Below are 24125 nucleotides of genomic sequence, written 5' to 3' on the forward strand. Positions count from 1 at the left end.
ACATACTATTATACCGGAATGGAGCAAACCTCTGAATTCAAGAGAATCCAGAGGTTGAAAAAGAGAAGCGAGCTACAGAACCTTGTTCAGGAACTCCCGCGTTCTTTCTTGTTGGGTGTGGAAAAACATCTGTTCAGGCGTGCCTTCTTCTACAACAATTCCTTGATCCATAAACAGGATTCGATCAGCTACCTCTTTGGCAAAACCCATTTCGTGTGTGACGATCACCATCGTCATTCCTTCCTGGGCCAAGTCTTTCATCACTTGCAAAACCTCCCCGACCATTTCGGGATCGAGTGCTGATGTAGGCTCATCAAACAGCATGATTTCCGGCTCCATAGCCAAAGCTCTTGCAATCGCCACCCTTTGCTGCTGACCGCCAGACAGATTTCGCGGGTAGACATCTGCTTTTTCTAGAAGACCTACTTTCGCAAGCAGGGCTTTTCCTTTTTCAACGGCAGATGCTGTACTGTATTTTTTGATCTTAATCAGGCCCAGCGTAATGTTTTCCAATGATGTTTTGTGTGGGAAGAGATTAAATTGCTGAAATACCATTCCGGCTTTTTGCCGAAGGGCGTTAATATTTGTTTGCTTATCCATAATGTTGATCCCGTCGATGATGATCTCACCGGCTGTAGGTTCTTCAAGAAGATTCATGCATCGGAGAAAAGTAGACTTGCCGGAGCCCGAGGGGCCGATGACACATACGACCTCTTTGCGTTTGATATGGGCGTTGATGTTCTTGAGTACATGGAGATTCCCGAATGATTTTGCCAACTGATTCACTTGAATCATCGTGCCGCCAACCTCCTTTCCAGCCAATGGGAGAACCATGTGAGCACATAGATCAGAACCCAGTAAATGACGGCAACTGTACCTAAAAACTCGAAAGCTTTGAAGTTTACCGCATAAATTGTCTGAGCCGTGAATGTAAGCTCCGCAATTCCGATGGTGGCAAGCAGTGACGTATCTTTAATGCTGATAATGAACTGGTTGACGATTGCGGGGATCATTCGCTTGATTGCTTGCGGCATGATAATGTATGCCATTGTTTGGCCATGGGTAAAGCCGATGGCTCGGCCTGCCTCCATTTGGCCTTTGTCGATGGATTCTATGCCGGCGCGAAATATTTCTACCAAATACGCCCCTGCATTAAGACTGAGAACGAAGATGCCGGCAGACACCGCATCGGTAGCTCGTCCAAACAGTAGTGGAAACACGCCGAAGTAAAAGAAAATAACTTGTACATACAGCGGGGTACCCCGAATGATGCTTACATAGACTTTCGCAATCATTTGTAGCGACTTTCGCTTCGATACACGCAAGAGGCCGAAGAAAAGTCCGAGAACAGTGGCAAAAAGCAAAGAAAGAAAAGCTACTTTTATCGTATTCTCAAGCCCTTTCAGCAAAAGGGGAGATGCGTCTGCAATCAGGTTTAATGTGTCCATGCTTCGCTTCCTTTCCTGAAAGAAATAAGGTGCAATCTGCACCCGTTAGTTTGAACCGAAGTATTTATCGTATAATTTTTGATACTCGCCGTTTTCTTTCATTTCTTTCAGGTGTTTGTTGAATTTTTCCAGAATGTCTTCTTTTCCTTTTGCAATGGCGATCCCGTATTCTTCACCTGTCAATTTGTCTCCAACGATTTTCAAGTTGGTAGCTGTTCCGGATTTGATTTTATTGGCGACAAAAGGGAAGTCGTTAATCAGCACATCGGAGCCTCCCGCTTCCACGTCCATATAGAGTGTGGCTTCATCTTCCAAAATCTTTACTTTGGCGCCTTTTTCTTTGGCGAGCTCGTTTGCTTTTTCAAGTCCGGATGTTCCTTGTTTGGCGACGATTGTCTTGTCCTTCAAGTCATCGACGGAGTTGATCGGGCTATCTTTTTTCACTACCATCACAAGGCCGGAATCAAAATAGGGGTCGGTAAAATTCGTCACTGCCTTACGATCGTCACGAATGGTGATTGAAGCTGCAGCGCCATCAACCTGTTTCGCTTGCAAGGCAGGGATAATTCCGTTGAATTTCATCTCTTTCCACTCTACTTTGAGGTTTTCTTTCGCAGCGAGTGACTCAACGAGTTCAATATCAAATCCGGTCAGTTTGCCGGAGCTGTCTCGGGAACTGAAAGCGCCTCCATCTGGAGCGACGGCAAAAATGAGAGTATTGTTTGCGCTGCCCCCGGTCTCTTGGGCTCCGCACCCTACCAATCCAATGGCTGTCAAACAGCTTACTACGAAAGAAATCCAATGTTTACGACGAAGCATAAAAACCCTCCTCTTTGAAAAAAGATACGTACTTTGTGCCTATATCATAAAAAAATAATGTAAAATAAATTTCAAAGAAATGTGTGAAAATTCGTGAAAGGTTTGGTCGTCTTGATAGAGAAAATGGCAAACTCCATCGTCAACATCCTTTGGGATATCCCCATGCCTTTTGCTATTCTTTTCGCGGGCTTCTTTTTTACGGTGGATAATCGGTTTTTTCAGCTTCGTCAGCTTTTGCATATATTTCGCCACATTTGGGGCTCCACTCGCCAAAAAACGGAAAAAACAAGCCAACGAGGAGGACTGCCTTCTTACATCGCCGGAAATATTGCCCTTGGCTGTCTGGTAGGGGTTGGATGTATAGGCGGGGTGGCTACAGCCATCTCCATCGGCGGTCCGGGAGCGGTATTTTGGATGTGGGTTGCCTCCGCAGTCGGGATGATTATCAAAATGGTAGAAGTAACTTTATCCGTCTATTACAGAACGAGAGACGAGGATGGGCAATTCATCGGGGGGGCGACTGTTTACATCGAAAAAGGTATCGGTGAAGAAATGAATGTAAAAAATTGGATGTTTCTGGTCGTGTTGTTTGTGATTGGCATGATCGCGCCCATTTTTCTCTCGATCCAAAACTACGTGGCTTCCGTCGCTATCAGCACCACGTTTCATATGAACATTCTTGGCGTATCCTTTTTGTTTGCGCTTTTGGTTTATTTCATCATTGTGCGCGGCATTCCGTATTTGGCAAGGATATTTTTATTCATAGTGCCGTTCATGATCGTGGCTTATCTTGCTTTAGGTTTCCTGATTATTTTGATGAACGTGGAAAAAGTCATCCCGACCCTGGAATTGATTATTCGGCACGCCTTTTATGGCTCGGCCGCCATCGGTGGTTTCACGGGAGCAACCTTGGCCCAGGTCATTACGATCGGGGTATCCCAGGCAGTGTACACCAGCGAATTCGGCTGGGGCACTACACCGATTGTTCATTCGACGGCCAATGTCGACCATCCGGTAAAGCAAGGGCTGTGGGGTGGTTTTGAGGTGTTTTTTACAAGCATTGTGATTTGTGGAATTACGGCTTTCGTGGTGATTTTGTCTGATGATTGGGTTTCCGGACGAACGGGGATTGAACTGGCTTTGCATTCGTTTGAACAAACATTGGGGTTAGCGGGCAAATACATGGTGACGGTCATCATTTTCTTGTTTGCACTAACGTCGGCAAGCGGCTGGTATGTGAGCAGGGAAATAATGGTAAAACACCTGCTGAATAAAAAGAAGGTCGCTAAAAAACATGTACTGAAATATTTGAAGATATTTTGCGCATTTCCCGAATTTCTCTTTGTCGTCTATGTCGTCACTTTTCACTTTCCCGACAAGGATGTATGGTTGATGACAGGCATCATGACTGCTGTACCTACCTTTATCAACATATTTTTCCTGCTGGTTCTCAGCCATCAGTTTAAAAAGCTGTTGCAAGATTACAAAGCCAGATATTTGAACATCGGGCAGATTGACGAAGATGTCCGACTGTTTTATGAAGATAAGGGAATGGCCAGCGCTACAAAGACAATTGAGTGAGCGATCACATAATTTTTTGATTTTTCTCCAGAATTTTTCCCCTAAAATCGGTCACATAAGATCAGCAGATGAAGGAGAAATGGAATGTGACGAAGCCTCTCATTGGTTGTACAACCTATTACGTCAGTGCCTTTGAGGAAAGCAAACATCGATTTGTCATTGCCCAGGACCACTTTATGTCAGCGATAGACGATCCTGAGAGTATTCATCGTGCAGGCGGAATACCTGTACCGATTCCACTCATTGATGATGACAGTTATCTGGAGTCGCTATTGGATCGTCTCGATGGCCTGATGTTTATTGGCGGGAGCGACATTAGCCCAAGCTTCTACGGGCAGCCGTATAAAAAAGGTCTTGGTCAGATCAATCCGGCCAGGGACCAGTTTGAATGGAAGCTGCTGGACAAAGCGGTAAAAAGAAAGATGCCGATATTCGGGATATGTCGCGGACTTCAACTTCTGAATGTGTATTTTGGCGGGACGCTCGTGCAAGACATTGAGCGAGGCTATTCCACGGAGATCAACCACGCCGGGTATATAGGGCCAAAATCCAGTATTGCTCACAAGGTAAAGCTTTCAAAGGAGCATGTTCTTTATCGTTGTTTTGGCAAGGAGGAGCTGGACGTCAACAGCTTTCATCATCAGGTGATCGAAAGACTCGGAGAAGGTCTGGAAGCGATTGCAACCGCAGAGGATGGCATCATTGAGGCGATTGTACATCCGCAGTATCCATTTTTACTGGCTGTTCAGTGGCATCCCGAGATGATGTTTCAGACAGATGAGGAACAACTGAAGCTGTTTATGCTATTTATCGAGTCCGCCAAGAAGAAGCGAATAGACATGGATAACCTTTGTACCTCTGCCAACCGTTAAGAAATTGGGCGGCAAGACATGTATCCAACGGGCATTTGTGTTAAAATGAGCCGTAATTGGATGGAGGTATGAAATGCATGAGTAAATTGCCAAATTGCCCGAAATGTAATTCCGAGTACACGTACGAGGATGGAAGCATGCTGATCTGCCCGGAATGCAGCCACGAGTGGACACTGCAAGCAGAAGCCGAGGACAGCGGCGAAAAAGTAATCAAGGACGCGAACGGCAACATCCTGCAAGACGGCGATACCGTAACCGTCATCAAGGATCTGAAAGTAAAAGGGAGCTCGTCGGTTTTGAAAATCGGGACGAAGGTAAAAAACATTCGTCTGGTGGACGGCGACCACGATATCGACTGCAAGATCGACGGGTTCGGTGCGATGAAATTGAAGTCGGAGTTTGTGAAAAAGGTGTAGCAACGTCAGGCCAGCTTCTGTAGAGAGGCTGGTTTTTTTTTATCTTGCATACGCTTCCCTCAGACGGCAGACATATAACATATAAAAAGTGGTTGAGCAACATTTTCCGTTGCCAACCACTTTTTTCAATTGGAACGGTTAAGGAAAGACAGGACAACTTCGACACGTCCCCGCGCGATAAGGTAAAACTTTTTTCGCCGCCTGTCTCGCTTTCGTGGATGACTTGCGACGAACGTCTCCGTGTTGAACAGACGGGACAGGTCTTTCATGTTGTCTGAAGCAAGGAATAGGAGAAACGAATAATAAATAGAATTAAAAAGGAAATTTATTGATTTTTTTGGGAATTTTGACATAAAAATAAAGTGAAGATATTTTGCAAAAATTTCCTTGGAGAGGGATGATGAATTTGAAGAAGGCTTTGAAAAAAACGTTGATTTTTACGTTCTTAGGAACAACTTTACTGACTGGACAAGCATTTGCAGCACCAGAGATTATGTTTACGAATAAGGACTCGAAAATAAATAGCGATTTTGACCGAAGAGGTGCAAAAAAATACGTTGAAAAGTATGCTGAACGACCTGGGAATAAAAAGTACGCGAAATATGGAAGTAACAGCGATGGTGGTGACTGCACAAACTTTGTTTCTCAAGTATTACATGAGGGCGGAGGTCTGGATTTCCATGGAAAAGTTGGTTATAATAGGAATACAAAGGATTGGTATTATTATGGCCCTAATGTTCCCAAAAATACAAATGATAAAAAATCCCGCACATCATCTTGGACTGGAGCTCATCAATTTAGAGAACACTGGGCAGTAGTTAATGGTTCCGGAGGAGAATTTGCGTATCAGGCCAAAAAGTACTCAGTCAAAGATGCACAAAAGAACTTTAGAGACATTTACAACGATTTGTATGAAGGTGATATTGTTCAGTATGTGAACAGTGCTGGAAGAACTGTTCATTCACAAGTAGTTCATCACTTTAAGGATGGGGAAGTGTATATGGCTCAGCATTCGTTAAATGACAGTGATTATACATGGGGGACAGACCTTCCGCTAAGTGAATGGCTCGATTATGGCGGAGCATATGTTGTAACAATAAAAATCAAGAAATAAAACACTAAAGGGGTGATACCATGTTTATACAGCGAACCAAAAAACTTATCGCTGCATCAATAGGCGGTCTTGCCATTTTAGGCGTTGCAAGTTTTTTGGGGTATCAAGCATATGCGAATGATGCATCCAAAACAGAAATGCTTAAGCAAATGGAAGAAGAGTATCAAAAGCTGGCCGAGCAAGATGATCCAAATGCGCCAAGTGAAGAAAGACAAAAAATAAAAGATCTGGGGTGGGAGATAGGCAAGCTGAAAAAAGAGCTGTACCCCGAAAACCCCGAGGATGTATTGGCACGTAAGCTAGCTGGTTTCAAAGAAATGACACTCATTCATGAATCAAGCTACAAAAACAGCGATGCAGATGCAAACGACCCCGAGGTAACGAAAATGTTAGCGCAAATCGAACAGCAGAAACAACTCGTTGCAAAATTTGAAGAGAAATTGGCTTCTTTAAAAAATAGAGCAAAGATGGCAAGGCAGTCTGAAGATGCCAAAGAAGAAGCAGAACAGTTGCTGGCACAATTTCAACAGGAAAAAGATGCAATCAGTACGCAAAGCGACCAATAAGGCTACATGTACGCGAAAAACAAAGGGCGTTGCTCACCAGGGCAGCGCCCTTTTCATGAGCAGTCCAGGTGGACAGGCCAAACATAAAATGACAGGCAGCGGCTCATGCTACTACTGGCAGCTTCCTTCCCGCTTATTTCCTTTTATGGTAGACTGTCATGGAAGTATCAGATGGCCCTCATTCCTCCAAAATTAGGTGGTACATGCATGCGTTCCATATGGCAGATTTACAAAACGGACTGGATCAACATATTCAAAGTACCGACGGGAATTTTCCTCATTGTCGCGATCATCTTGCTCCCATGCCTGTACGATTGGGTCAACATCAAGTCGGTCTGGGACCCGTACGCCAATACGCAAGGCGTAAAAGTGGCGGTAACGAGCGAGGATCAGGGTGCGACGGTCATGGACAAGCAGATCAACATCGGGGACGAGCTGCTAAAGAGCTTGCAGCACAACGATAAGCTGGGCTGGACCTTCGTGACGAAGGAGGAGGCCGAGCGCGGCGTGGATCGGGGCGATTACTACGCCAGCATCCTGATTCCGGCCGACTTTTCCGAGAAAATTACCGGGATCGTCAACGGCAGACTGGACAGGCCCGAAGTGATCTATACGGTCAACGAAAAAGTCAACGCCGTGGCTCCCAAAATCACCTCTTCCGGCGTCTCGGCCATCGCCAAGCAGATCAACGAAAGCTTCACGGAAGAGGTCAGCGAGGCTCTGCTGACAAAGCTGACGGAAATCGGTGTGAAGCTCGAGGAGCAACTGCCGACCATTCGCCGAATCGAGAGCGGTATTTTTGAACTGGAGAAAAAGCTGCCCGAGATTCATGCAGCGGGGCAAAAGGTGCTGGAGATTGAAAAGAAGCTGCCGGAAATTCACGAGAAGGCGCAAATCATCCCGGAAGTGGAAAAGCGCCTCCCGGAAATCAACCAGGCGGCCGATGCCGTGCTGAAAGTCCAGCAAAACTGGCCGCGAATCAACGAAGCCGCATCGGTTATCATCGGCATGGAAGACAAGCTGCCGACAATCGAGCAGGCGGTTGGGCGCATTGCCGAGCTCGATCAAAACTTCGGCAAAGTCGCAAGCGCGGTCACCACGGCCACAGAGAAGGCCAGTCAGGCAATTGAGATTGTTTCGGCGGCTCAAAACGCCCTGCCGCGCATTGCCGAGCTGACGGACAAAGGAGCCGATTTGGCCGATCAACTGAATCGGTTTTTTGCAACCCATGACGGCGCATGGGACACAATCGCGCCGCTGATTAAGCAAAATCTCCTGCTGGCCCAGCAAGCTGCCGATGCGCTTGCACAGCTTACAGACAGGCTTTTGCAGCTCAATCCGGAGCGCTTGCCGACAGCAGAAGAGGTTCATGCCGTCCAGGACAGGCTGTCCCGAGTCGTGCGCGTGCTGGAACATACCGCAGCGCTGGTCGACAAGCTGAACGGCTACATCCCCGGACAGCCGCTGGACCGTTTGTCAGAGCGGCTGCACGGGCTCGAGGACAGGATGAATCGGCAAATCGAAATTCTCGGCACGATTGCAGACGCGCTGGAAAACGGGAAAAAGCCAGCGCGAGACTTGGTCGAGAGCCTGAACGAACTGTCGAAAAACACGAGCGCGGAACTGGGCGATATTCTCGGGCGCTACGATAGCGAAATCGTTCCGAAAATCGAGGAAGGCATTGAAAAGCTGAAGACGATCACGGGAACGTCCGCCGAGCTTTTGCACAAAGCGCAGGAAAAGCTCCCGGATATCGAGACGATTCTCAAGGAAACGAAGGCAGGTCTGGAGCTTGGCCTGGCAGAGCTGAAACGAATCGAGCAGGAGCTGCCGCAAATTCAGGCGCGGGTTCACGAGTTGGCGCAAACGCTGCAAGCGAAGTCGGACGCTTTTGCCAAAGCGATTCGCACGGCGGCTCCGTTCTTGAAGGAAAACTTGCCAGCCATCGGGCAAAAGCTCGACCAGGCGGCGGCATTCATTCGCAACGATTTGCCGCAGGCGGAAGCGGAACTTGTGAAGCTGGCTGATTTTGTGCGCAACAAGCTGCCGGAGGTGGAGAACGGCGTCCACAGAGTGGCGGCGCTGGTTCGCGACGATTTGCCCAAGCTGGAGAGCGCGATTTCGCAGGCGGCAGACAAGCTGAGAGAGGTAGAGGCGAACAACAACTTCGCCGATCTCGCCAAGCTTTTGCGCGGGGATATTCAAAAAGAGAGCGAATTTCTCGCCAGCCCGGTGCAGATCAAGGAAAACCGCAAATACCCGATCCCGAACTACGGCTCGGCGATGTCTCCGTTTTACGGCGTCCTGTCGCTATGGGTCGGGGCCACGCTGCTGATTTCCCTGCTCAAGCCGGATGCGGAAAATCCGGATGGCCGCTACAAGCCGTACCAGCTTTATTTGGGCCGCTTGGGCACGTTTGTGACGATCGGTCTGCTTCAGGCATTGTGCATTACGCTTGGAGACATTTACATTCTGGAAGCTTATGTTGCGGATAAAGTCCCGTTTGTGCTTTTCGCGATGCTCGTCAGCATGGTATTCGTCACGATCACGTACACGCTGCTGTCCGTATTCGGCAACGTGGGCAAAGGCATCGCGATCATTTTCATGGTGTTCCAGTTTTCCAGCTCGGGCGGGACGTTCCCGATCAGCATGACCGCTCCCTTTTTCCAGGCATTGAATCCGTTCATGCCGTTCACCTACGCGATCAGCCTGCTGCGTGAGGGCGTAGGCGGGGTGCTGTGGGAGACGGCGACCCGGGACATTCTCTTTCTGTTCGGCTTCATCGGAATCAGCCTGTTCATCGCGCTCGCCCTGAAGCGTCCGTTGAGCGGCCTGATTCAAAAATCGATGGAGAATGCCAAGAAGACAAAAATTATCGGGTAAGCCATCAGTAACCAGCCAATCATCGTTATTGGCTGGTTTTTTCGTGTGCGTTCAATCGGGTTACCCAATTTTTAGGAAAGAATCCAATTGTTAATTTTCTGAATCGGTGGTATATTCGAGACAAACTAAATACGTGTACAAACAGGTGCAGATAAATTCACCATCTTTTATCTGCTTAAAAGGGAAGTTCGGTTAGAATCCGACGCTGTCCCGCAACTGTAATTGGGAGCGATTCGAAGATGCCACTGTTTTCGCCAGCCGAAAATGGGAAGGTTCGAAAAGCGATGAACATAAGCCAGGAGACCTGCCTGTTTGAGCACAACATCAATACCTACGAGGATAGGGGGTGTTAAGTGCGAAATGGATAGGCGTGTTTTTGATTTGGACAATCAGCATGCTTATTTGAGTATTCATTCGCCTCTTAACAACTTCTGCGGAAGTTGTTTCAGATTGGAGACAAACCCCTTTCGATCACAAGCCGTATGGAAACTGTAGGCAAAGACACGCTCTTTTTCTCCTTTTACAAACAATCCGCACTCGGGATCAGTCGTACTGACCTTCCCCTCCTTCTGTGAGCTTCTGTCTTTTTTTTCGAGTGGTTTCTTCCCATGTGCGATTCGATCTTGATTGATCTCGTCGTCCAGCAGTTCCTGATACTTTTTGCTTTGCTCTTGCACGATCTCTTTGAGGTATTTGTTCTTGTTCGCGTTGGCTTTTACATGTGTGGCATCAATGAAAAGCACTTCCGGCTCCACGAATCCATGGCTGACGGCCTCTTCCAGAATGCGAGCGAAGATTGTCTCAAACAAATTGCTATCGCGGAAGCGGCGAACGTAGTTCTTACCCAGTGTCGAGAAGTGGGGAATAGGTTGACTGGAGTCATTGCGATGCTGCATGAACACGTGTGTGGTGGATAAAAGCTCAGCTTTCTGGGCATTCGTTGTTCTGGCAAGCTCTATTTTCTATAATGAAAGTAAAAAACAGGATTCAGAGACAACCGTGAAGGCAGACACGGCTTTTGGGACAAGGCAGATTTTACGGGCGGGCAAGCAAGCGGGAGCGGCGACAGCAGCCTGAGGCCAAAAGGAGGCGGACGAATGAATAATGAAGAGAGCCGGGCGCGATGGATGAGCCGCGTGCTGGAAGGCATTGTGGAGACGTCGCGCGATCATCTGCTCATCACGGACCCGGAAGGCTACATTCAGCTAGTCGGGGATTCGTCCTACGAAATGTACGGGATCGGCAAAGACGAGCTGCTGGGCAAAAACGTCATCGAGCTGGAAAAAGAAAAAGTATTTTCGCCTTCCGTCACGCGCAAGGTCATGGATACGAAGACCCCGCAGACGATGATGCAGGAAATCCCCGGGGGCCGCAAGCTGATGGTGACGGCCTATCCGTTGTGGAATGCCGATGGGAGCATGCATTCGGTCATCAGTTATTCGCACGATTTGACGGAAATTTTGGAATTGAAGCGTCGCTACGAGAGCCTGACCGAGCAATTGAAGCAGTTTGAATCCGAGATCGAGGAGCTGCGCGAGAAAAACCAGGAGGGCTTCGTGGCTGTCAGTCAGCCGATGCGCGACATTGACCGCCTCATCAAAAAGGTGGCGATGGTCGACTCGACCGTGCTCATTCTGGGGGAATCAGGGGTCGGGAAAAACGTGATCGCGCGCGAGATTCACCGCAACAGCCGTCGCTTTGGCGGACAGTTCGTGGAAATCAACTGCGGGTCGATTCCGGAAGGGCTGCTGGAGTCGGAGCTGTTCGGCTACGAGGCAGGCGCGTTTACGGGCGCAGGCAAGCAGGGCAAGCAAGGGATTATCGAGATGGCGAATCAGGGGACGCTGTTTTTGGACGAGTTGGGGGAGTTGCCGCTGACTTTGCAGGCCAAGCTGCTGAAGGTAATTCAGGAAAAACGGCTGCAGCGCGTGGGCAGCATGCAGTACCGGGACGTGGATTTTCGCCTGATTGCCGCGACCAACCGCGACCTGGAGAAGATGGTCAAGGAAGGCAAGTTTCGCCAGGACCTGTATTTCCGGCTGAACGTCGTGCCGATTCATGTGCCCGCCCTGCGCAATCGGCCAGAGGATATTGCCGCGCTGTTGAAGCTTGTCGTGCGCACGCTCAATGAGCGGTACGGAATGAACAAGCGGCTTGATGCAGCGGCGACCCACGCCTTGATGCAGTACGCCTGGCCGGGGAACGTGCGGGAGCTGGAAAACGTCCTGGAGCGGATGGTCGTGACGGCGGACGAAGACGTGATTACGCCCCAGCACCTGCCTGCCGAAATCCGGGCGGTCGGAGAGGAGCAGGCAGCGATGGAGCCGAGTGTAGCGGCGTCGAGAATGTCGCTGCGGGATGCGCTGGAGCAGGTGGAGGAAAAATGGCTGCGCCATGCGGCAGAGCGCTGCCGGACGACAGCAGAGATGGCGGAGTTTCTCGGCATCAGCCAGCCGTCTGTCGTGCGCAAGCTGCAAAAATACCGGATTCGTTCCACTTGATTCAAAAATGAATTTTTCATTCAAAAATGAATCGGGAATTTCGTGGTCTTCAATTCATTTTTGAATAAACGTACACCGCGCGCGTGCGGCAAATGCGCTTCCGGCAAGCTTTTTCGCTTGGCACGAGTATTGCTACATATCGTCAGCGAAGGCATCACCTTGCTGTTATCAATCTCATACGAGGAGAGATCACGATATGTCCAAACAACGCAAATTCGTCAATGTAGCCGCTGGTGTACCTGGTCCGAAGGGGTCCGCCCTGATCGAGAAAAGAAAACAGTTTGTGCCAAAAGGCATCGGCAACAACACCCCGGTTTTTGTAGAGACAGCCTCCGGCGCGCTCGTGACAGACGTAGATGGCAACACGTTCATTGATCTGGCAGGCGCGATCGGCACTTTGAACGCAGGGCATTGTCCGCAGGAAGTAGTCGACGCGGTCAAAGAGCAACTGGACAAATACATCCATCCTTGCTTCCACGTAGGCATGTACGAGCCGTATGTGGCACTGGCGGAAAAGCTCGCCGAAATCACGCCAGGCAGCTTCGAAAAGAAAACGATGTTTGCCAACAGCGGAGCGGAAGCGGTGGAAAACGCCGTGAAAATCGCCCGCAAATACACCGGACGTCCCGGTATCGTATCGTTTAGCCGCGGCTTCCACGGACGCACACTGCTCGGCATGTCGCTGACCTCCAAAGTGAAGCCGTACAAATTCGAGATGGGGCCGTTCGCGCCAGCTACCTACAAGGCGCAATTCCCTTATCCGCTGAACAAGCCTGCTTCCATGACAGAGGATGAGTACGCGCAATTTTGCGTGCGCCAATTCGAAGACTTCCTCCTGACAGAAGTCGCGCCGGAAGAAGTCGCGGCTGTCATCATGGAGCCGATCCAGGGCGAAGGCGGCTTCATCGTGCCGCCAGTAGCATTCGTACAAGGCGTCTTCCAAATTTGCAAAAAGCACAATATCTTGTTCATTTCCGATGAAATTCAAACAGGCTTCGGCCGGACCGGAGCGATGTTCGCTTCGACTCACTTCGGAATCGAGCCTGATATCATTACGATGTCGAAGTCGCTTGCGGCTGGCTTGCCAATCTCTGCTGTGACAGGTCGCGCAGAGATCATGGACGCGCCAAATCCGGGGGAAATCGGCGGCACTTACGGCGGCAGCCCGCTCGGTTGCGTAGCGGCGCTCGCTGTGATCGAAAAAATGGAGCGCGAAAATTTGTCCGGGCGCGCAAAAGAGATCGGCAAGGCGATCAAGACGCATTTCCAGGCGCTGCAAGCCGAGTTCCCTGTGATTGCGGAAATTCGCGGACTGGGGGCAATGTGCGCGGTAGAGTTTATCGACCCGCAAACGAAGCAGCCTGCCAAAGAGCTTGTGGCGAGCCTGACCAAAGGCTGCTACGAGTCCGGCGTCATCGTGCTTTCCGCAGGTGTGCACAGCAACGTGCTGCGTTTCCTGTCTCCGCTGGTGATTACCGACGAGCAACTGCAAGAAGCGCTGGACATCATGACCGATGTGCTGAAAAGCCAATACGTGACCCACTAATTCATCTGGGAGGTACGCATGAAAAAGCATCTGTATATCAACGGTCAATGGAAAGAAGCAACGGAATACGCGCCGCTGTACTCGCCTTATTCCGGCGAGCTGCTGGCAGAGGTCGCCCAGGCGAACGAGGCGGATGTCGACGAGGCGATCCGCGCGGCCAGCGCCGCAGCAAAAGTGATGGCGAAGCTGCCAGCGAGCCAGCGGGCGCTGATTTTGGAAAAAGCGGTGGCGATCATGGAAGCGCGCAAAGAGGAACTGGCTGTGATTCTCGCCCAGGAAGCTGCCAAACCACTGCGCACGGGACGGGTCGAGATCGCCCGCACGATTCAGACGTACAAATTCGCGGCAGAGGAAGCAAAGCGGATTCACGGGGAAACCGTACCGCTCGATGCGGCTCCGGGAGGCGAGGGACGACTCGCTTTTACCGTGCGCAAGCCGATCGGCGTGGTCGGGGCGATTACGCCATTCAACTTCCCGTTTAACCTGGTTGCCCACAAAGTAGGTCCGGCGATTGCGGCAGGAAATACGGTCGTACTGAAGCCAGCCAGTCAGACTCCGCTCAGCTCGCTGATTTTGGCCGATATTTTTGCCGAGGCCGGATTGCCGGCCGGCGCGGTGAACATCCTTCCGGGAAAAGGCGCGGTCGTAGGCGAAAAGCTCGTCAGCGACAGCCGGATCGCCGCGATTACGTTTACGGGCAGTCCTGCGGTCGGGATTGCGATGAAAAACAAGGCAGGTCTGAAACGCGTGACATTGGAGCTTGGCTCCAACTCCGCGGTCATTATCGACCACAACGTAGAGATCACGCCAGCGTTGGTCGATCGCTGCGTGACAGGAGCCTTCTCCTTTAGCGGCCAGGTGTGCATCTCGCTGCAACGCGTCTACGTTCACCAGAGCAAGTACGAACAGTTTCTGGAAAAGTTCAAGGCAGCGACAGAAAAGCTCGTGCTGGGTGACCCGCTGCAGGAGGCAACCGACATGTCCTCCGTCATTTCCGCCAAAGATCATGAGCGGATGGGGGCGTGGGTACAGGAAGCGGTGGACGCCGGAGCGCGCGTCGTAACAGGCGGCAAAGCTGTGAGCGACCGACTTTTTGCCCCTACGATCCTGACCAACGTGAGCAGCCATTCCTCCGTGTCTTGCCAGGAGGTGTTTGGGCCAATCGTTGTCGTCACGCCGTTTGAGACGATGGACGAGGCGATTGCGGCAGTAAACGACTCCCGTTTCGGCCTGCAAGCAGGGATTTACACGAGCGATATTCATGCAGCCATGCGCGCAGCAGAAGAGCTGGAAGTGGGCGGCGTGATGATTAACGACATCCCGACCTTCCGGGTGGATAACATGCCATACGGTGGCGTGAAGGACAGCGGCTTTGGCCGCGAAGGCATCAAGTATGCCGTCGAAGAGTTGACAGAGCTGAAACTGATTGCGATCAAGCTGTAGCTGCCGCTGTTTTTCCACGAGTAAACAGGAGAGTGCAGCACCACATGAAAAAACCTTCTCAGCGTCGCTGAGAAGGTTTTTTGTTTGATCCCGTCTGTGCATACGAAGCGGGTTACTGCAAGTAGTAGATCGCCCGCGAGCTGACAATGCCTTTGACGTTTTGCTCGTCGCTGATTTTTTGCTCTACGAACGGAATCCCGGCTTCCTGCAGCCGCACGCGGTTGGCGTTGAAGTGGCGGAAATCGACGACTATCGTCTTGTTCGCAGCTTTGATGTCTTGTAACTGCTGCCGCGCCATTTCGTTGACGGATTTTTGCGCCAGCAGATGTGCACTGCCAACCAGCAGCATGTTGACGAACATGACGCCGACCAGGAGCGTGCTTCCGTAGCGCAACAAGGCAGAGCGCGCCTCCCAGCCTGCCAATGCCACGAGAACGGGAATCAGCCAGAGCTGGGGAACATACCGCGCCCACCAGCTTTCCGGGTTGACGAGCACCGTGGCGAGCAGGATGCCGCTCGCGATGAAAAACGGCACGGCTTTTCTCCGCTCCGGGCCAACAAGCAAGCCAAGCGCGAGCAGGAGGGCGATCAGCACAGCTCCCCCGAACCATGGCCCGAAGCCTGCCACGCGGACGTCCGGGGAGAGAAACACTTTCAACTCCGGAGTCGAGACGGTAAAGGGCCATTTCAGCGTCGTTTCTTTTGGCGTGGCGATGTTTTCTGATTTGGCGAACAGCGAAATCGCGAGCTTGCTCACCGGGTTGATGCCTTTGAAATCATGCGGGCTGTTCGAGGTCATAATATCGACCGCGCCTTTGCCCGCCAGCGGATAAAACGGATGCCCTTTGGCGAGCGTGTTGGTGACGTACGGATTGTAGCCCACTACCAGGACGGTGATAACCAGACTCGCCGCGAGCCACGCCAGGAGGCTTTTCCAGCGCTTTTGCCGATCGTAGAAAAAGAAGAGCACCAGCAAGGCGCAGCCGAGCAGCACGGCGTACACCAGCGCCGTGAATTTGATCTGTGCCAGCAGCATGAGCGCCGAGCAGAGAGCCAGCATGATCCAGGTGTGATAGCGCTTGAGCAGCAAGTACCCGAGCGCGCAGATGATGAGCACGAGCGAGCCGAGCTGTCCGTCAATGTAGTAGGACGTAGCCTGCGTGACGCTGACCGGATTGTCGGCCAAAAGCAGCGCCAGGACGATCCCCAGCCCTTTTTTCGCGGGAAAGGCGACGCTTATGGCGGCCAGACTGAAGAAAAAGGAAGCGGCCATGAGCAGCAGGTTGAATATTTTCCCGACTTCAATCTGGTCGGTCACCTTGTACATGACGGCATCCAGCATCCACGGCCCTTTGGCGTAATGATTGATCCAGAGGTGGAACGCGGACAAAATCTCCTTGTTGTCCATTTCCTCGATTGGCTTGGCGAGCGGCTTGAGCACGGGCGCGTCGTGGACCGGATTCCAGCCGTTTTTCAGCAAAATGATCGCTTCCTGGTGATAGGTCTGCCCGTCAAAGGAAAGGTCGAACGTATTGGCGCTGATGTACCAGCTACTTCCGACGACGAGGCCAAGTCCCGCGAGCAGGGCGAGCAGCCAGGTTGGACGGCGGAGAGGCACAAATACGGCCGTCATGGCGAGCATGCAGGCCAAAGCGGCGAAGACGGCGAGCCAGAAGCTGACGGCCGTGACCGGGATGCCCAATAAAAAGAAAATCGAGGTACAAAGCACGATCGCGGCCATAAAAAACAGCAAAGCGGCCCCGATCAAAAACGAATACGTTGCAGTACGGTTATTCATCTGTATGTCTCCTGTTTTGCAAGCTAAAGGACTGGGAAGGCGCCAGCCAACAGGTGCAGGAGCGTGGCGAGCATGATCCCCAGCACCAGCCCTCCGGCAATTTCCCATCTGGTATGGCCCATGCTCTCGCGCAGCGGCGTGGGCAACAGGCTGCCAGGGTGCTCCTTTGCCAGCTTGTTGAGTGCGGCGGCATGCTTGCCTACGGCTCGGCGCAGCCCGGTTGCGTCAATGATGACAATAAACGTCACCGCCACGCCCAGACCGAAAACAGGATGAGTGAAGCCCTCCTGCAAGCCGATCAAAAACACGGTGGTGACCATGACGGTCGTGTGCGTGCTGGGAAAGCCGCCGTTTCCGACCATCTTTTTCGCTTCTGGTCCAAAGCGAAGGTAATTTATCAAAAATTTGGTTACTCCGGACACAAGCCAGCCAATAAATGGCGCGATCGCATAAAACATGGGCAAGCTCCTCTTTCTTGGTGATTACGATTGGGAAATGACAACCACGCCAACGACGATGATCGCCAGCCCGACGATACGTGTGAGCGCCAGCGGCTCGTGAAAGATCAAAAAGGACAGCCCGGCTACCAGCACGTACCCGAGGGCCGCCATGGGATACGCGTAGGAAAGCTGCACTTTTTCCAGCGCGGCGATCCAGATGAACGCAGACAGTCCGTAAAGCGCAAGCCCCGCCATGATCGGCAGGTTGGTGAAATAATGCAGAAACTTCAACAGCAGCATGTCATTGTTGCCGGACAGCGAGGACGCCCCCATTTTCATGGCAATCTGACCGCTGGCGCTGAGCAGCACCGAGATGAGGATGAGAACGATAGATGGCATAGTGTGATCCACAACCTGTCTGTGTGATTAATATTCAAAGGTGTAAATGATGCCCGCTACGGTGATGGCGTAGAGCACGACTGTGATGAGAATCGGCTTGTCCTGCAGCAGCACTTTTTCAGGACTGCCGCCTTTGTCTGTGATCGTAATCAGGTACAGGTAGCGGAAAATGCCGAAGATCACGAACGGGATTGTCCACATCAGATGAATCGTGCGTCCCGAAGTAAAGGTGAACAAGCTGTAGCTGATAATCGTCGCCGTAGTGACAATTGTATTGAGCTGATTCAACAATTCGGACGAATAGCTGTCCAGTACTTTGCGATGCGTTCCTTTGTCCGCTTGCAGCAGAAGCAGCTCGTGGCGCCGTTTGCTGATCGCCAAAAACAGGGCCAGCAGCATGGTGCAGAGCAAAAACCACGGCGTGAACGGCGTGTTAATCATCAGGCTGCCGCCGATGGCCCGCAGCACAAACCCTGCGGAAATAATCATGACGTCGAGAATGACTACGTGCTTGAGCTTGAGCGAATAGGCGACATTGAGCACAAAATAAACAGCGAGGACAACCCCGAACAACCGATCAAAGTAAAAGGCGGAAAAAAGCGAGCCAGCCAACAGCAGCGCACCAAACGCCAGGGCAAGCGCAGGCGGCAGGGTGCCGGAGGCCATGGGCCGAAACCGCTTTTCCGGGTGGTTCCGGTCGTTTTTGATGTCCACGAAGTCGTTCAGGATGTAGACGCAGCCGGATACAAAGCAGAACAACAAAAACGCGAACAACGATTTGCCAATGACATCCGTGCTGACTTTGTGCAAGGAAAAGAGCAGTGCTGCGAAGACGAGCAAATTTTTCGTCCACTGGTGTGGGCGCAATTGACGAATCAGCAGGTAGACGATATTTTGCCGGAAGCGGGAAGCCGTTTTCACGTCAACTTTTACGGAATTAGATGTTACCCCCATATTTCTCTCCAATCCAAAAAGAATATTGCTATCCTCCTAATGACGAAAAATGTAAATGGAAAGTTACACCTCGCCAATATAACGTTTCATTTTTGCGTAAAATTTGTGGTTTGTCCATATCTTATGGAGATTTTGTAAAATTTTGTAACTGGTCATTCGGAGGCGGCGGACGGTGGGGCAAATGGTTGGCGATCTCACGAAAAAACGCAGCTTCTGGCAAAGCGGAGTGCCAGCAAGCTGCGTTTTTTTCCCTTCTGTTCCGGTCAGTTTACGCGTGGGACCCTTTTGGCTGGCCTTTTCCACGAGTAAATCGACAAGTTGAGCAAAATGACGGCCAGGATGACAAGCTGCGGAATCGTCGTCTCCCAGTTCGCATAAATGCCGAGGTCCGGCAGGTGGAGCAGGAAGTCCTCGCTGTGCGCAGGCAGGGTGCCTGTGACCTGTAGCGCATGGATGCTGACCCCGATAAACTTGAAGGCCATGTAGTAAAGCAGCAGGCTGGCGACGAGGAAGAACGGACGGACAGGAATCCGCGCGCTCAGCCTGATGATGACGAAGCTGATGACGGCGAGCACGACCAGCGCTCCGACGATGCCGAGCATCAGGTCGGTCATGGAAATCGTCGCGGCCATCCCCATGTAAAAAATGATCGTTTCCGCGCCTTCGCGGACGACAGCGAGAAACGCAGTGAAAGCAAGCGACCAGAGCGCGCCTTTTGCCAGCGAGGAGCCGATTGATTTTTGCACAAAATCGTTCCACGCCTGCAAATTCGACTTTTTGTGGAGCCAGGCGCCGATGGTCAGCATGAAGAACACGGCAATGAGTCCGGTAATGCCTTCGATTGTCTCGCGGGAGCTGCCTGTCGTGAGGTTGGAAAAGACGATGCTGAGCACGATGGCGAGGATCGCCGAAGCCGCTACCCCGAGCGCGGCGCCTGACCAAATCCATTTGCGCTTGTCCGCATTGCCTGATTTTTGCAGGAAGGCGAGCAGCGACACGATAATCAGTATCGCCTCCAAGCCTTCGCGGAACAAAATCAGTCCCGCATCCCAGGCGGTGTAGGAGGAAGCGGTGGCGAACGGCTCCAGCTCTGCCTTCATCTCAGCGAGCAGGGCGGCTGCTTTGTCCCACTGTGGCGGGCTGGACAAAATCAGCGTCGGTACGGCGACCATCTTGGCTTCTATGCTGCTGTAGGTCGCGGGCGATTTGGTCATGACCACGCCTTCCACCAGAGGCCATGTGGCGATGAAGGTGTCCATTTTTCCGGCCGCTTCCTCCGCGTTCTGGCTGGCGATGTCCGCCTCCACAGAGCCGATGAGTTCAAGCAGGGTGGAGATGGACGGCTGCTCTGTGGAGTCTGTCGCCCCCGCCGCCTGCTGCCCGGCTTTTCCTGACACGTAGTCTTGGACCGCTTGCAGCAGCGATTGCAGCTTTTCCGTACTTTTTTGCGGATTGGGCGGCTCGGTGTTCAAGGCGATGCGTGCGCCGCTTATTTTCACTTCCATATCGCCGTAGACGGCGGCGTTTTCCGAACGAACGAGGCTTTCGGCTTTGTACCAGCCTTCGACGAAGCTGTTGTACTGCTGCTTGGCTTGTGTCCAGTCGCTTGCTTCGACTGCAGCCAGGCTTTTTTCCAGAAAAGGCAGCAGGGCAGCGATTTGCTTGTGCGCCTTTTCTTTTGGCTGTGCCGGTGATTCCTGGGCCGTGACGTAGCGATCGGCGGCTTTGGCCAGGTTGGAGATGGCTGCGGCCGCGTCCTCCGGCTTGGACTGTACCTGGGCGAGAGCTTGCTCGGCTTGCGCGATGGCAGCCGACAGCGCCTGTGCGTCTGCTGAAGTATCCTCTGCGTTCGCAGCCCAGATCGTCTTCATGCTGGCAACGGCTTTTGTCGCTTCGTCCCAATTTTTATCGCCGCTGCTGATGAGCGCGTCGCTGGAGAGGGCGATCAACTGTTTGAGCTGCTCGGAAGCAAGTGGCGCTGCGAAGGCAGACGACAGCCCGGAGAGAAGCAGCAGCAGGCAGAGGAAAACGGAAAAAAGATAGCGTATCAAGGGATTCACTCCATCCTTGCTAGTTGGTTAAAACAGTGTGTCTCCGATGTAGCCGCCTTCGCTGGCGCCCGGCAGACAGGCGTACAGGCCGCTGCCGACGTGGGTAATGTATTCGTTGAGCAAATCGACAGATGCGAGCTTTTGTTGCATCGGGATAAACTGCTTGCGCGGGTCGCGGTTGAAGCAGATGAACAGCAGTCCGGCGTCCAACTGCCCGGTCCGCGCATCCAGTCCGCTCGAATAAGAGTAGCCGCGGCGCAGTATTTTGACTTTGCCCTCCATGTGGGCGAGAGCGACGTGGGAGTCAGCCGGAATGACCGGATTGCCGTTAGCGTCTTTGCGGTCCAGCTCCAGATCGTCGAACTCGTTTGTTTTTCCGAGCGGCGCACCGGAGTCGCGATGTCGGCCAAACGTATTTTCCTGGTCGTCCAGGGCAGAGCGGTCCCAGACCTCGATCCGCATGCGGATTCTACGCATGACCATGTAGCTGCCGCCAGTCATCCAGGCCGGTTCGTCGGAAGGTTGCACCCAGACGACTTCATCGGCTACAGCCGGGTCGCTGACCTTCGGGTTGTTGGTTCCGTCCTTGAAGCCCATCAAATTGCGCGGGGTAGAACCGCTCGGATCGGCTGCGCCCGTGCGCTGAAAGCCTTCCTGAACCCAGTGGAGGACAGCTTTGCCGCGCGCGATGCGGGCCAGGTTGCGCAGCGCGTGAAAAGCCACCTGCGGATCGTTGGCGCACACCTGGACGACGACGTCGCCGCCAGACCATTCCTTGCGTATTTCATCGCTGTTGAAGCGGGGCAAGTCGACCAGAGCGGCGGGCCGTTTGCCAGACAGTCCGAAGCGCTCGTCGAAGAAGGAAGCGCCGAGTCCAAACGTAATCGTCAGGCGCATCGGGTTCAGCCCCGCGCTCTCGCCTGTATCGGCGGGCGGGAGGTGAGGGCTGCCGCTTTCCTCGTCCGCGGTTTTGCCAGCCGTCAAGCGGGCTGCTGCTGCGGTCCAGCTCTGGAACAGCTTGCGCACATCGTCGAGCGAGGCCGTCGTTAAATCAAAAGCACCCATGCAGATAAAATCCTGCATAGGTGTAATGATCCCGGCCTGATGCTTGCCGTAAAAAGGAATGATGCCGTCGGCAAGCACAGGCGCTGCAGCGGCTTTTTCGCTGGAAGAAGCGGACGGCAGCAGCGATTTCACGCCGGTGGCGCCGAGAATCAGCCCGAGTCCGCCGACACCCGCCAGCTTCAGTGCCTCGCGACGTGTCAGCTTTGTGTTGTCGCTTGCGGGATGCTTGTTTTCCATCAGGTTAGCCCCCAATGATCGTGCCCATTTTGGACAGTGGTTCAGCCAGGGCATCTATAGACTGGCTCAGTTTTTTCACCTGGTCTTCCTTCAACTCGGTGTACAACACGTAGCCGTTGTCCTTGCGGTAAGGCGCGAGCGCTGCGTCAAGCTCGGCAAAACGGGTTTCGATCTCTTTGGACAAAGCTTCGTCCTTGGCATCGACAGCAGGCTTGAGCACTTTGAAAATCTCGTGTGCGCCCTCTACGTTTGCCGCGAAATCGTACAGGTCGGTGTGGGAGTAGCGCTCTTCCTCGCCTGTCACCTTGCTGGTCGAAACTTCGTTCAAAAGCTCTACTGCGCCTGTTACGAGCATTTTCACGTCGATATCCACGCTCTCGACTTTCACGCGCAGTTGCTTGACGTCTTGCAGAAGCTGGTCTGCCACCGGGCCTTGGTCAGCGACGGACTTGGTTTCCCAGAGAGCTTTTTCCAATTTGTGATAGCCGCGCCATTCGTTATCGGGAACATCGCCTTCGCGGGCATCAATCCACGGGTCGAAGTCGCCGAGCGATTCCGCGATCGGCTCGATTCGTTCAAAGTAGGCGCGAGCTGGCGCGTACTCGCTTTTCGCTTTTTCCATGTCGCCAGCTTTGACGGCGGCCGTAAAGCTTTCCGTCGCTTTGACCAACTGGTCTGTCTGTTCAATGACCCATTTGCGGTAGGCGTCGATGGGAGCTTGCAGGTCTACGGCAGCGGTGTTCGCGGCGGTTTCGGCAGCGGCTGGCTTGTCCGGTTGGGCGGCCTCAGGCTTTTTCTCTTCCTTTGCCGTCTCGGTGCTGCCGCAAGCAGACAACAAGAGAGAAGATCCGAGCACAACGGCGGACAGCGGGTAACCCCATTTTTTCATCATCTGAAAACATCCCCTTAATTACCATATAAGTAGATTCTTATACATTGATAATAAAAATCATTATCATTCAGAAAAAATGTAAACCTTTCTTTGGCGGTTTGCAATATTTTTTTGTACAGAGAAGAATGTATAAGATTCTTATCCAGTATCAGCGCAACTAAGTCTGCGCCAAGTTTTCTGACAGGCTTGCCTACCGGTTTATTTTGCATGCCGGAACGAGGGGGGAGCGAGACAGAAAAAAAGGCCGCCGAGTCCGTTGCTCGACAAGCCTTTTTGCGCGGGGTTCAATCAGCCAAATACTTCAGGAGAATGCTCTTTTCGTGGAGCAGATGTTCCTTCATCCTGGACTGGGCCGCTTCGGGGTCTTTGCTCTTGATCGCTTCGTAGATCGCTCTATGCTCGTGGAAAAACTGCGCGGAGACGGAGTGGTTCGAGTAAATTTCCATTCTGCGAGTCTCGCGAATGCCGATTTCCATTTGGTGGGAGAGCGATTCAAACAGATGCGCCAGGATGGAGTTGTGGGTGGCTTTGGCGATTGTCAGGTGAAAAAGCAGATCGGTGCGCTCGCCTACTTCCTCGGCGCCGACGTGCTGCTCCATTTCCGCGAGGATGGCTTCCAAGGAGTGCAGGTCGTGATCGTCACGCTTGAGTGCAGCGATGGCGGCGTTGGAGACTTCCAGCGATTTTCGCACCTCGATCAGTTCGAGAATGGTTTGTTTGTTCGTTTGCAAGCCGCTGAGATCAGGCAGCAGGCTGTGCGCAGGGGAGGGGATGCTTCTTACCGTGCAATTGCCGCCCTGGCGAATCTCAATCAGCCCCATCGCCTTCAAGGCACTGAGCGCCTCGCGCGTGGTGGAGCGGCCGACGCCGAATCGCTCCGACAGCTCCTTGGTGGAGGGGAGCTTGGCTCCGGGTGGCAGCTCTCCGTTGAGAATGAGCGCTTTTAACTGCTCGGTGATGTGTTCGTAATGGTTTTTTTTGGCGAGCCTAGAGAGATCCATTTCAACACTCCTGTACAATCCAGTTTTTTCCAAAAGCTATTGTAACACGTGACGACGCCGGAAAAAGAGCGCGCTTCCCGCAGGCCAGGGCGCGACCGG

General features: G+C 52.4%; 20 protein-coding genes, 1 pseudogene and 1 riboswitch. Of the genes and pseudogenes, 9 read left to right on the forward strand and 12 right to left on the reverse strand.

The features are described 5' to 3' along the window. Window positions 1-72 precede the first annotated feature (72 nt). From AC3WJN_RS03095 to AC3WJN_RS03105, 3 genes are read right to left on the reverse strand one after another with little or no spacing between them, the layout of a single operon-like run. Window positions 73-795 (reverse strand): amino acid ABC transporter ATP-binding protein, encoded by a 723-nt coding sequence (locus AC3WJN_RS03095; RefSeq protein WP_005826823.1) that lies wholly within the window; start codon window positions 793-795, stop codon window positions 73-75. Beyond that, window positions 792-1448 (reverse strand): amino acid ABC transporter permease, encoded by a 657-nt coding sequence (locus tag AC3WJN_RS03100; protein WP_007778144.1) that lies wholly within the window; start codon window positions 1446-1448, stop codon window positions 792-794. The genes AC3WJN_RS03095 and AC3WJN_RS03100 overlap by 4 nt, the downstream gene beginning before the upstream one ends. A gap of 45 nt (window positions 1449-1493) precedes the next feature. Beyond that, window positions 1494-2267, reverse strand: a complete 774-nt coding sequence (locus AC3WJN_RS03105; protein ID WP_005826827.1) for a transporter substrate-binding domain-containing protein — start codon at window positions 2265-2267, stop codon at window positions 1494-1496. A gap of 93 nt (window positions 2268-2360) precedes the next feature. Here AC3WJN_RS03105 and AC3WJN_RS03110 point away from each other — a divergent pair, with 93 nt between their 5' ends. From AC3WJN_RS03110 to AC3WJN_RS03135, 6 genes are all read left to right on the forward strand, one after another. Then, on the forward strand, window positions 2361-3848 hold the full coding sequence (locus tag AC3WJN_RS03110; RefSeq protein ID WP_286085948.1) for an alanine/glycine:cation symporter family protein: 1488 nt from the start codon (window positions 2361-2363) through the stop codon (window positions 3846-3848). Between the two features lie 86 nt (window positions 3849-3934). Beyond that, window positions 3935-4720, forward strand: coding sequence for a gamma-glutamyl-gamma-aminobutyrate hydrolase family protein (locus AC3WJN_RS03115; RefSeq protein ID WP_005826832.1), 786 nt, complete (start codon window positions 3935-3937; stop codon window positions 4718-4720). Between the two features lie 77 nt (window positions 4721-4797). Then, window positions 4798-5136, forward strand: coding sequence for a zinc ribbon domain-containing protein YjdM (locus tag AC3WJN_RS03120; protein ID WP_005826834.1), 339 nt, complete (start codon window positions 4798-4800; stop codon window positions 5134-5136). A gap of 400 nt (window positions 5137-5536) precedes the next feature. Continuing rightward, window positions 5537-6250, forward strand: a complete 714-nt coding sequence (locus AC3WJN_RS03125; protein ID WP_007778154.1) for an amidase domain-containing protein — start codon at window positions 5537-5539, stop codon at window positions 6248-6250. 20 nt (window positions 6251-6270) lie between these two features. Then, window positions 6271-6816: a hypothetical protein gene (locus AC3WJN_RS03130; RefSeq protein WP_005826838.1), complete on the forward strand. Its 546-nt coding sequence runs from the start codon at window positions 6271-6273 to the stop codon at window positions 6814-6816. A gap of 207 nt (window positions 6817-7023) precedes the next feature. Beyond that, a complete protein-coding gene (locus AC3WJN_RS03135; protein WP_007778158.1) occupies window positions 7024-9699 on the forward strand; it encodes a YhgE/Pip domain-containing protein in 2676 nt (891 codons plus the stop codon). 126 nt (window positions 9700-9825) lie between these two features. After that, a riboswitch (cobalamin riboswitch) is annotated at window positions 9826-10025 on the forward strand. A gap of 129 nt (window positions 10026-10154) precedes the next feature. On the opposite strand, the pseudogene AC3WJN_RS03140 reads toward AC3WJN_RS03135, so the two are convergent. Further along, window positions 10155-10574 (reverse strand): annotated as a pseudogene (locus tag AC3WJN_RS03140) (IS5/IS1182 family transposase); the annotation flags it as partial. A 222-nt stretch (window positions 10575-10796) separates the two neighbouring features. Here AC3WJN_RS03140 and AC3WJN_RS03145 point away from each other — a divergent pair. The 3 genes from AC3WJN_RS03145 to AC3WJN_RS03155 all read left to right on the forward strand — a co-directional run bounded on the left by AC3WJN_RS03145 (window position 10797) and on the right by AC3WJN_RS03155 (window position 15189). Then, complete coding sequence (locus AC3WJN_RS03145; protein ID WP_007778177.1) at window positions 10797-12200, forward strand: sigma-54 interaction domain-containing protein; 1404 nt, start codon at window positions 10797-10799, stop codon at window positions 12198-12200. Between the two features lie 196 nt (window positions 12201-12396). Next, window positions 12397-13746: a 4-aminobutyrate--2-oxoglutarate transaminase gene (gabT, locus tag AC3WJN_RS03150; protein WP_007778180.1), complete on the forward strand. Its 1350-nt coding sequence runs from the start codon at window positions 12397-12399 to the stop codon at window positions 13744-13746. A gap of 18 nt (window positions 13747-13764) precedes the next feature. Further along, a complete protein-coding gene (locus AC3WJN_RS03155; protein ID WP_007778183.1) occupies window positions 13765-15189 on the forward strand; it encodes an aldehyde dehydrogenase family protein in 1425 nt (474 codons plus the stop codon). 112 nt (window positions 15190-15301) lie between these two features. Here the strand turns inward: AC3WJN_RS03155 and AC3WJN_RS03160 are convergent, their stop codons facing one another. From AC3WJN_RS03160 to AC3WJN_RS03195, 8 genes are all read right to left on the reverse strand, one after another. Then, on the reverse strand, window positions 15302-16987 hold the full coding sequence (locus AC3WJN_RS03160) for a hypothetical protein (RefSeq protein ID WP_007778186.1): 1686 nt from the start codon (window positions 16985-16987) through the stop codon (window positions 15302-15304). A gap of 23 nt (window positions 16988-17010) precedes the next feature. Continuing rightward, window positions 17011-17445: a divergent PAP2 family protein gene (locus AC3WJN_RS03165; RefSeq protein ID WP_007778189.1), complete on the reverse strand. Its 435-nt coding sequence runs from the start codon at window positions 17443-17445 to the stop codon at window positions 17011-17013. Window positions 17446-17469: 24 nt separating this feature from the next. Next, window positions 17470-17826 carry an SMR family transporter gene (locus AC3WJN_RS03170; protein WP_007778191.1) on the reverse strand — a complete coding sequence of 119 codons (357 nt, stop codon included), beginning with the start codon at window positions 17824-17826 and terminating at the stop codon, window positions 17470-17472. A 27-nt stretch (window positions 17827-17853) separates the two neighbouring features. Continuing rightward, on the reverse strand, window positions 17854-18780 hold the full coding sequence (locus tag AC3WJN_RS03175; protein ID WP_005826880.1) for a decaprenyl-phosphate phosphoribosyltransferase: 927 nt from the start codon (window positions 18778-18780) through the stop codon (window positions 17854-17856). Window positions 18781-19043: 263 nt separating this feature from the next. Then, window positions 19044-20831: an FTR1 family protein gene (locus AC3WJN_RS03180; protein ID WP_007778194.1), complete on the reverse strand. Its 1788-nt coding sequence runs from the start codon at window positions 20829-20831 to the stop codon at window positions 19044-19046. Between the two features lie 27 nt (window positions 20832-20858). Then, window positions 20859-22133, reverse strand: a complete 1275-nt coding sequence (gene efeB, locus AC3WJN_RS03185; protein ID WP_007778196.1) for an iron uptake transporter deferrochelatase/peroxidase subunit — start codon at window positions 22131-22133, stop codon at window positions 20859-20861. 4 nt (window positions 22134-22137) lie between these two features. Beyond that, on the reverse strand, window positions 22138-23025 hold the full coding sequence (gene efeO, locus AC3WJN_RS03190; protein WP_007778199.1) for an iron uptake system protein EfeO: 888 nt from the start codon (window positions 23023-23025) through the stop codon (window positions 22138-22140). Window positions 23026-23309: 284 nt separating this feature from the next. Beyond that, window positions 23310-24026, reverse strand: coding sequence for a FadR/GntR family transcriptional regulator (locus tag AC3WJN_RS03195; RefSeq protein WP_007778202.1), 717 nt, complete (start codon window positions 24024-24026; stop codon window positions 23310-23312). Between the last annotated feature and the right edge of the window lie 99 nt (window positions 24027-24125).

Source organism: Brevibacillus sp. FW306-2-1A-C05A, assembly GCF_058781555.1.

What these genes read in the sequence shown, in the direction of transcription:
- AC3WJN_RS03095 (WP_005826823.1), bottom strand. Translation starts at nt 795, where the DNA reads ATGATTCAAGTGAATCAGTTGGCAAAATCATTCGGGAATCTCCATGTA.
- AC3WJN_RS03100 (WP_007778144.1), bottom strand. Translation starts at nt 1,448, where the DNA reads ATGGACACATTAAACCTGATTGCAGACGCATCTCCCCTTTTGCTGAAA.
- AC3WJN_RS03105 (WP_005826827.1), bottom strand. Translation starts at nt 2,267, where the DNA reads ATGCTTCGTCGTAAACATTGGATTTCTTTCGTAGTAAGCTGTTTGACA.
- AC3WJN_RS03120 (WP_005826834.1), top strand. Translation starts at nt 4,798, where the DNA reads ATGAGTAAATTGCCAAATTGCCCGAAATGTAATTCCGAGTACACGTAC.
- AC3WJN_RS03125 (WP_007778154.1), top strand. Translation starts at nt 5,537, where the DNA reads ATGAATTTGAAGAAGGCTTTGAAAAAAACGTTGATTTTTACGTTCTTA.
- AC3WJN_RS03130 (WP_005826838.1), top strand. Translation starts at nt 6,271, where the DNA reads ATGTTTATACAGCGAACCAAAAAACTTATCGCTGCATCAATAGGCGGT.
- AC3WJN_RS03135 (WP_007778158.1), top strand. Translation starts at nt 7,024, where the DNA reads ATGCGTTCCATATGGCAGATTTACAAAACGGACTGGATCAACATATTC.
- AC3WJN_RS03145 (WP_007778177.1), top strand. Translation starts at nt 10,797, where the DNA reads ATGAATAATGAAGAGAGCCGGGCGCGATGGATGAGCCGCGTGCTGGAA.
- gabT (WP_007778180.1), top strand. Translation starts at nt 12,397, where the DNA reads ATGTCCAAACAACGCAAATTCGTCAATGTAGCCGCTGGTGTACCTGGT.
- AC3WJN_RS03155 (WP_007778183.1), top strand. Translation starts at nt 13,765, where the DNA reads ATGAAAAAGCATCTGTATATCAACGGTCAATGGAAAGAAGCAACGGAA.
- AC3WJN_RS03160 (WP_007778186.1), bottom strand. Translation starts at nt 16,987, where the DNA reads ATGAATAACCGTACTGCAACGTATTCGTTTTTGATCGGGGCCGCTTTG.
- AC3WJN_RS03165 (WP_007778189.1), bottom strand. Translation starts at nt 17,445, where the DNA reads ATGTTTTATGCGATCGCGCCATTTATTGGCTGGCTTGTGTCCGGAGTA.
- AC3WJN_RS03170 (WP_007778191.1), bottom strand. Translation starts at nt 17,826, where the DNA reads ATGCCATCTATCGTTCTCATCCTCATCTCGGTGCTGCTCAGCGCCAGC.
- AC3WJN_RS03175 (WP_005826880.1), bottom strand. Translation starts at nt 18,780, where the DNA reads ATGGGGGTAACATCTAATTCCGTAAAAGTTGACGTGAAAACGGCTTCC.
- efeB (WP_007778196.1), bottom strand. Translation starts at nt 22,133, where the DNA reads ATGGAAAACAAGCATCCCGCAAGCGACAACACAAAGCTGACACGTCGC.
- efeO (WP_007778199.1), bottom strand. Translation starts at nt 23,025, where the DNA reads ATGATGAAAAAATGGGGTTACCCGCTGTCCGCCGTTGTGCTCGGATCT.
- AC3WJN_RS03195 (WP_007778202.1), bottom strand. Translation starts at nt 24,026, where the DNA reads ATGGATCTCTCTAGGCTCGCCAAAAAAAACCATTACGAACACATCACC.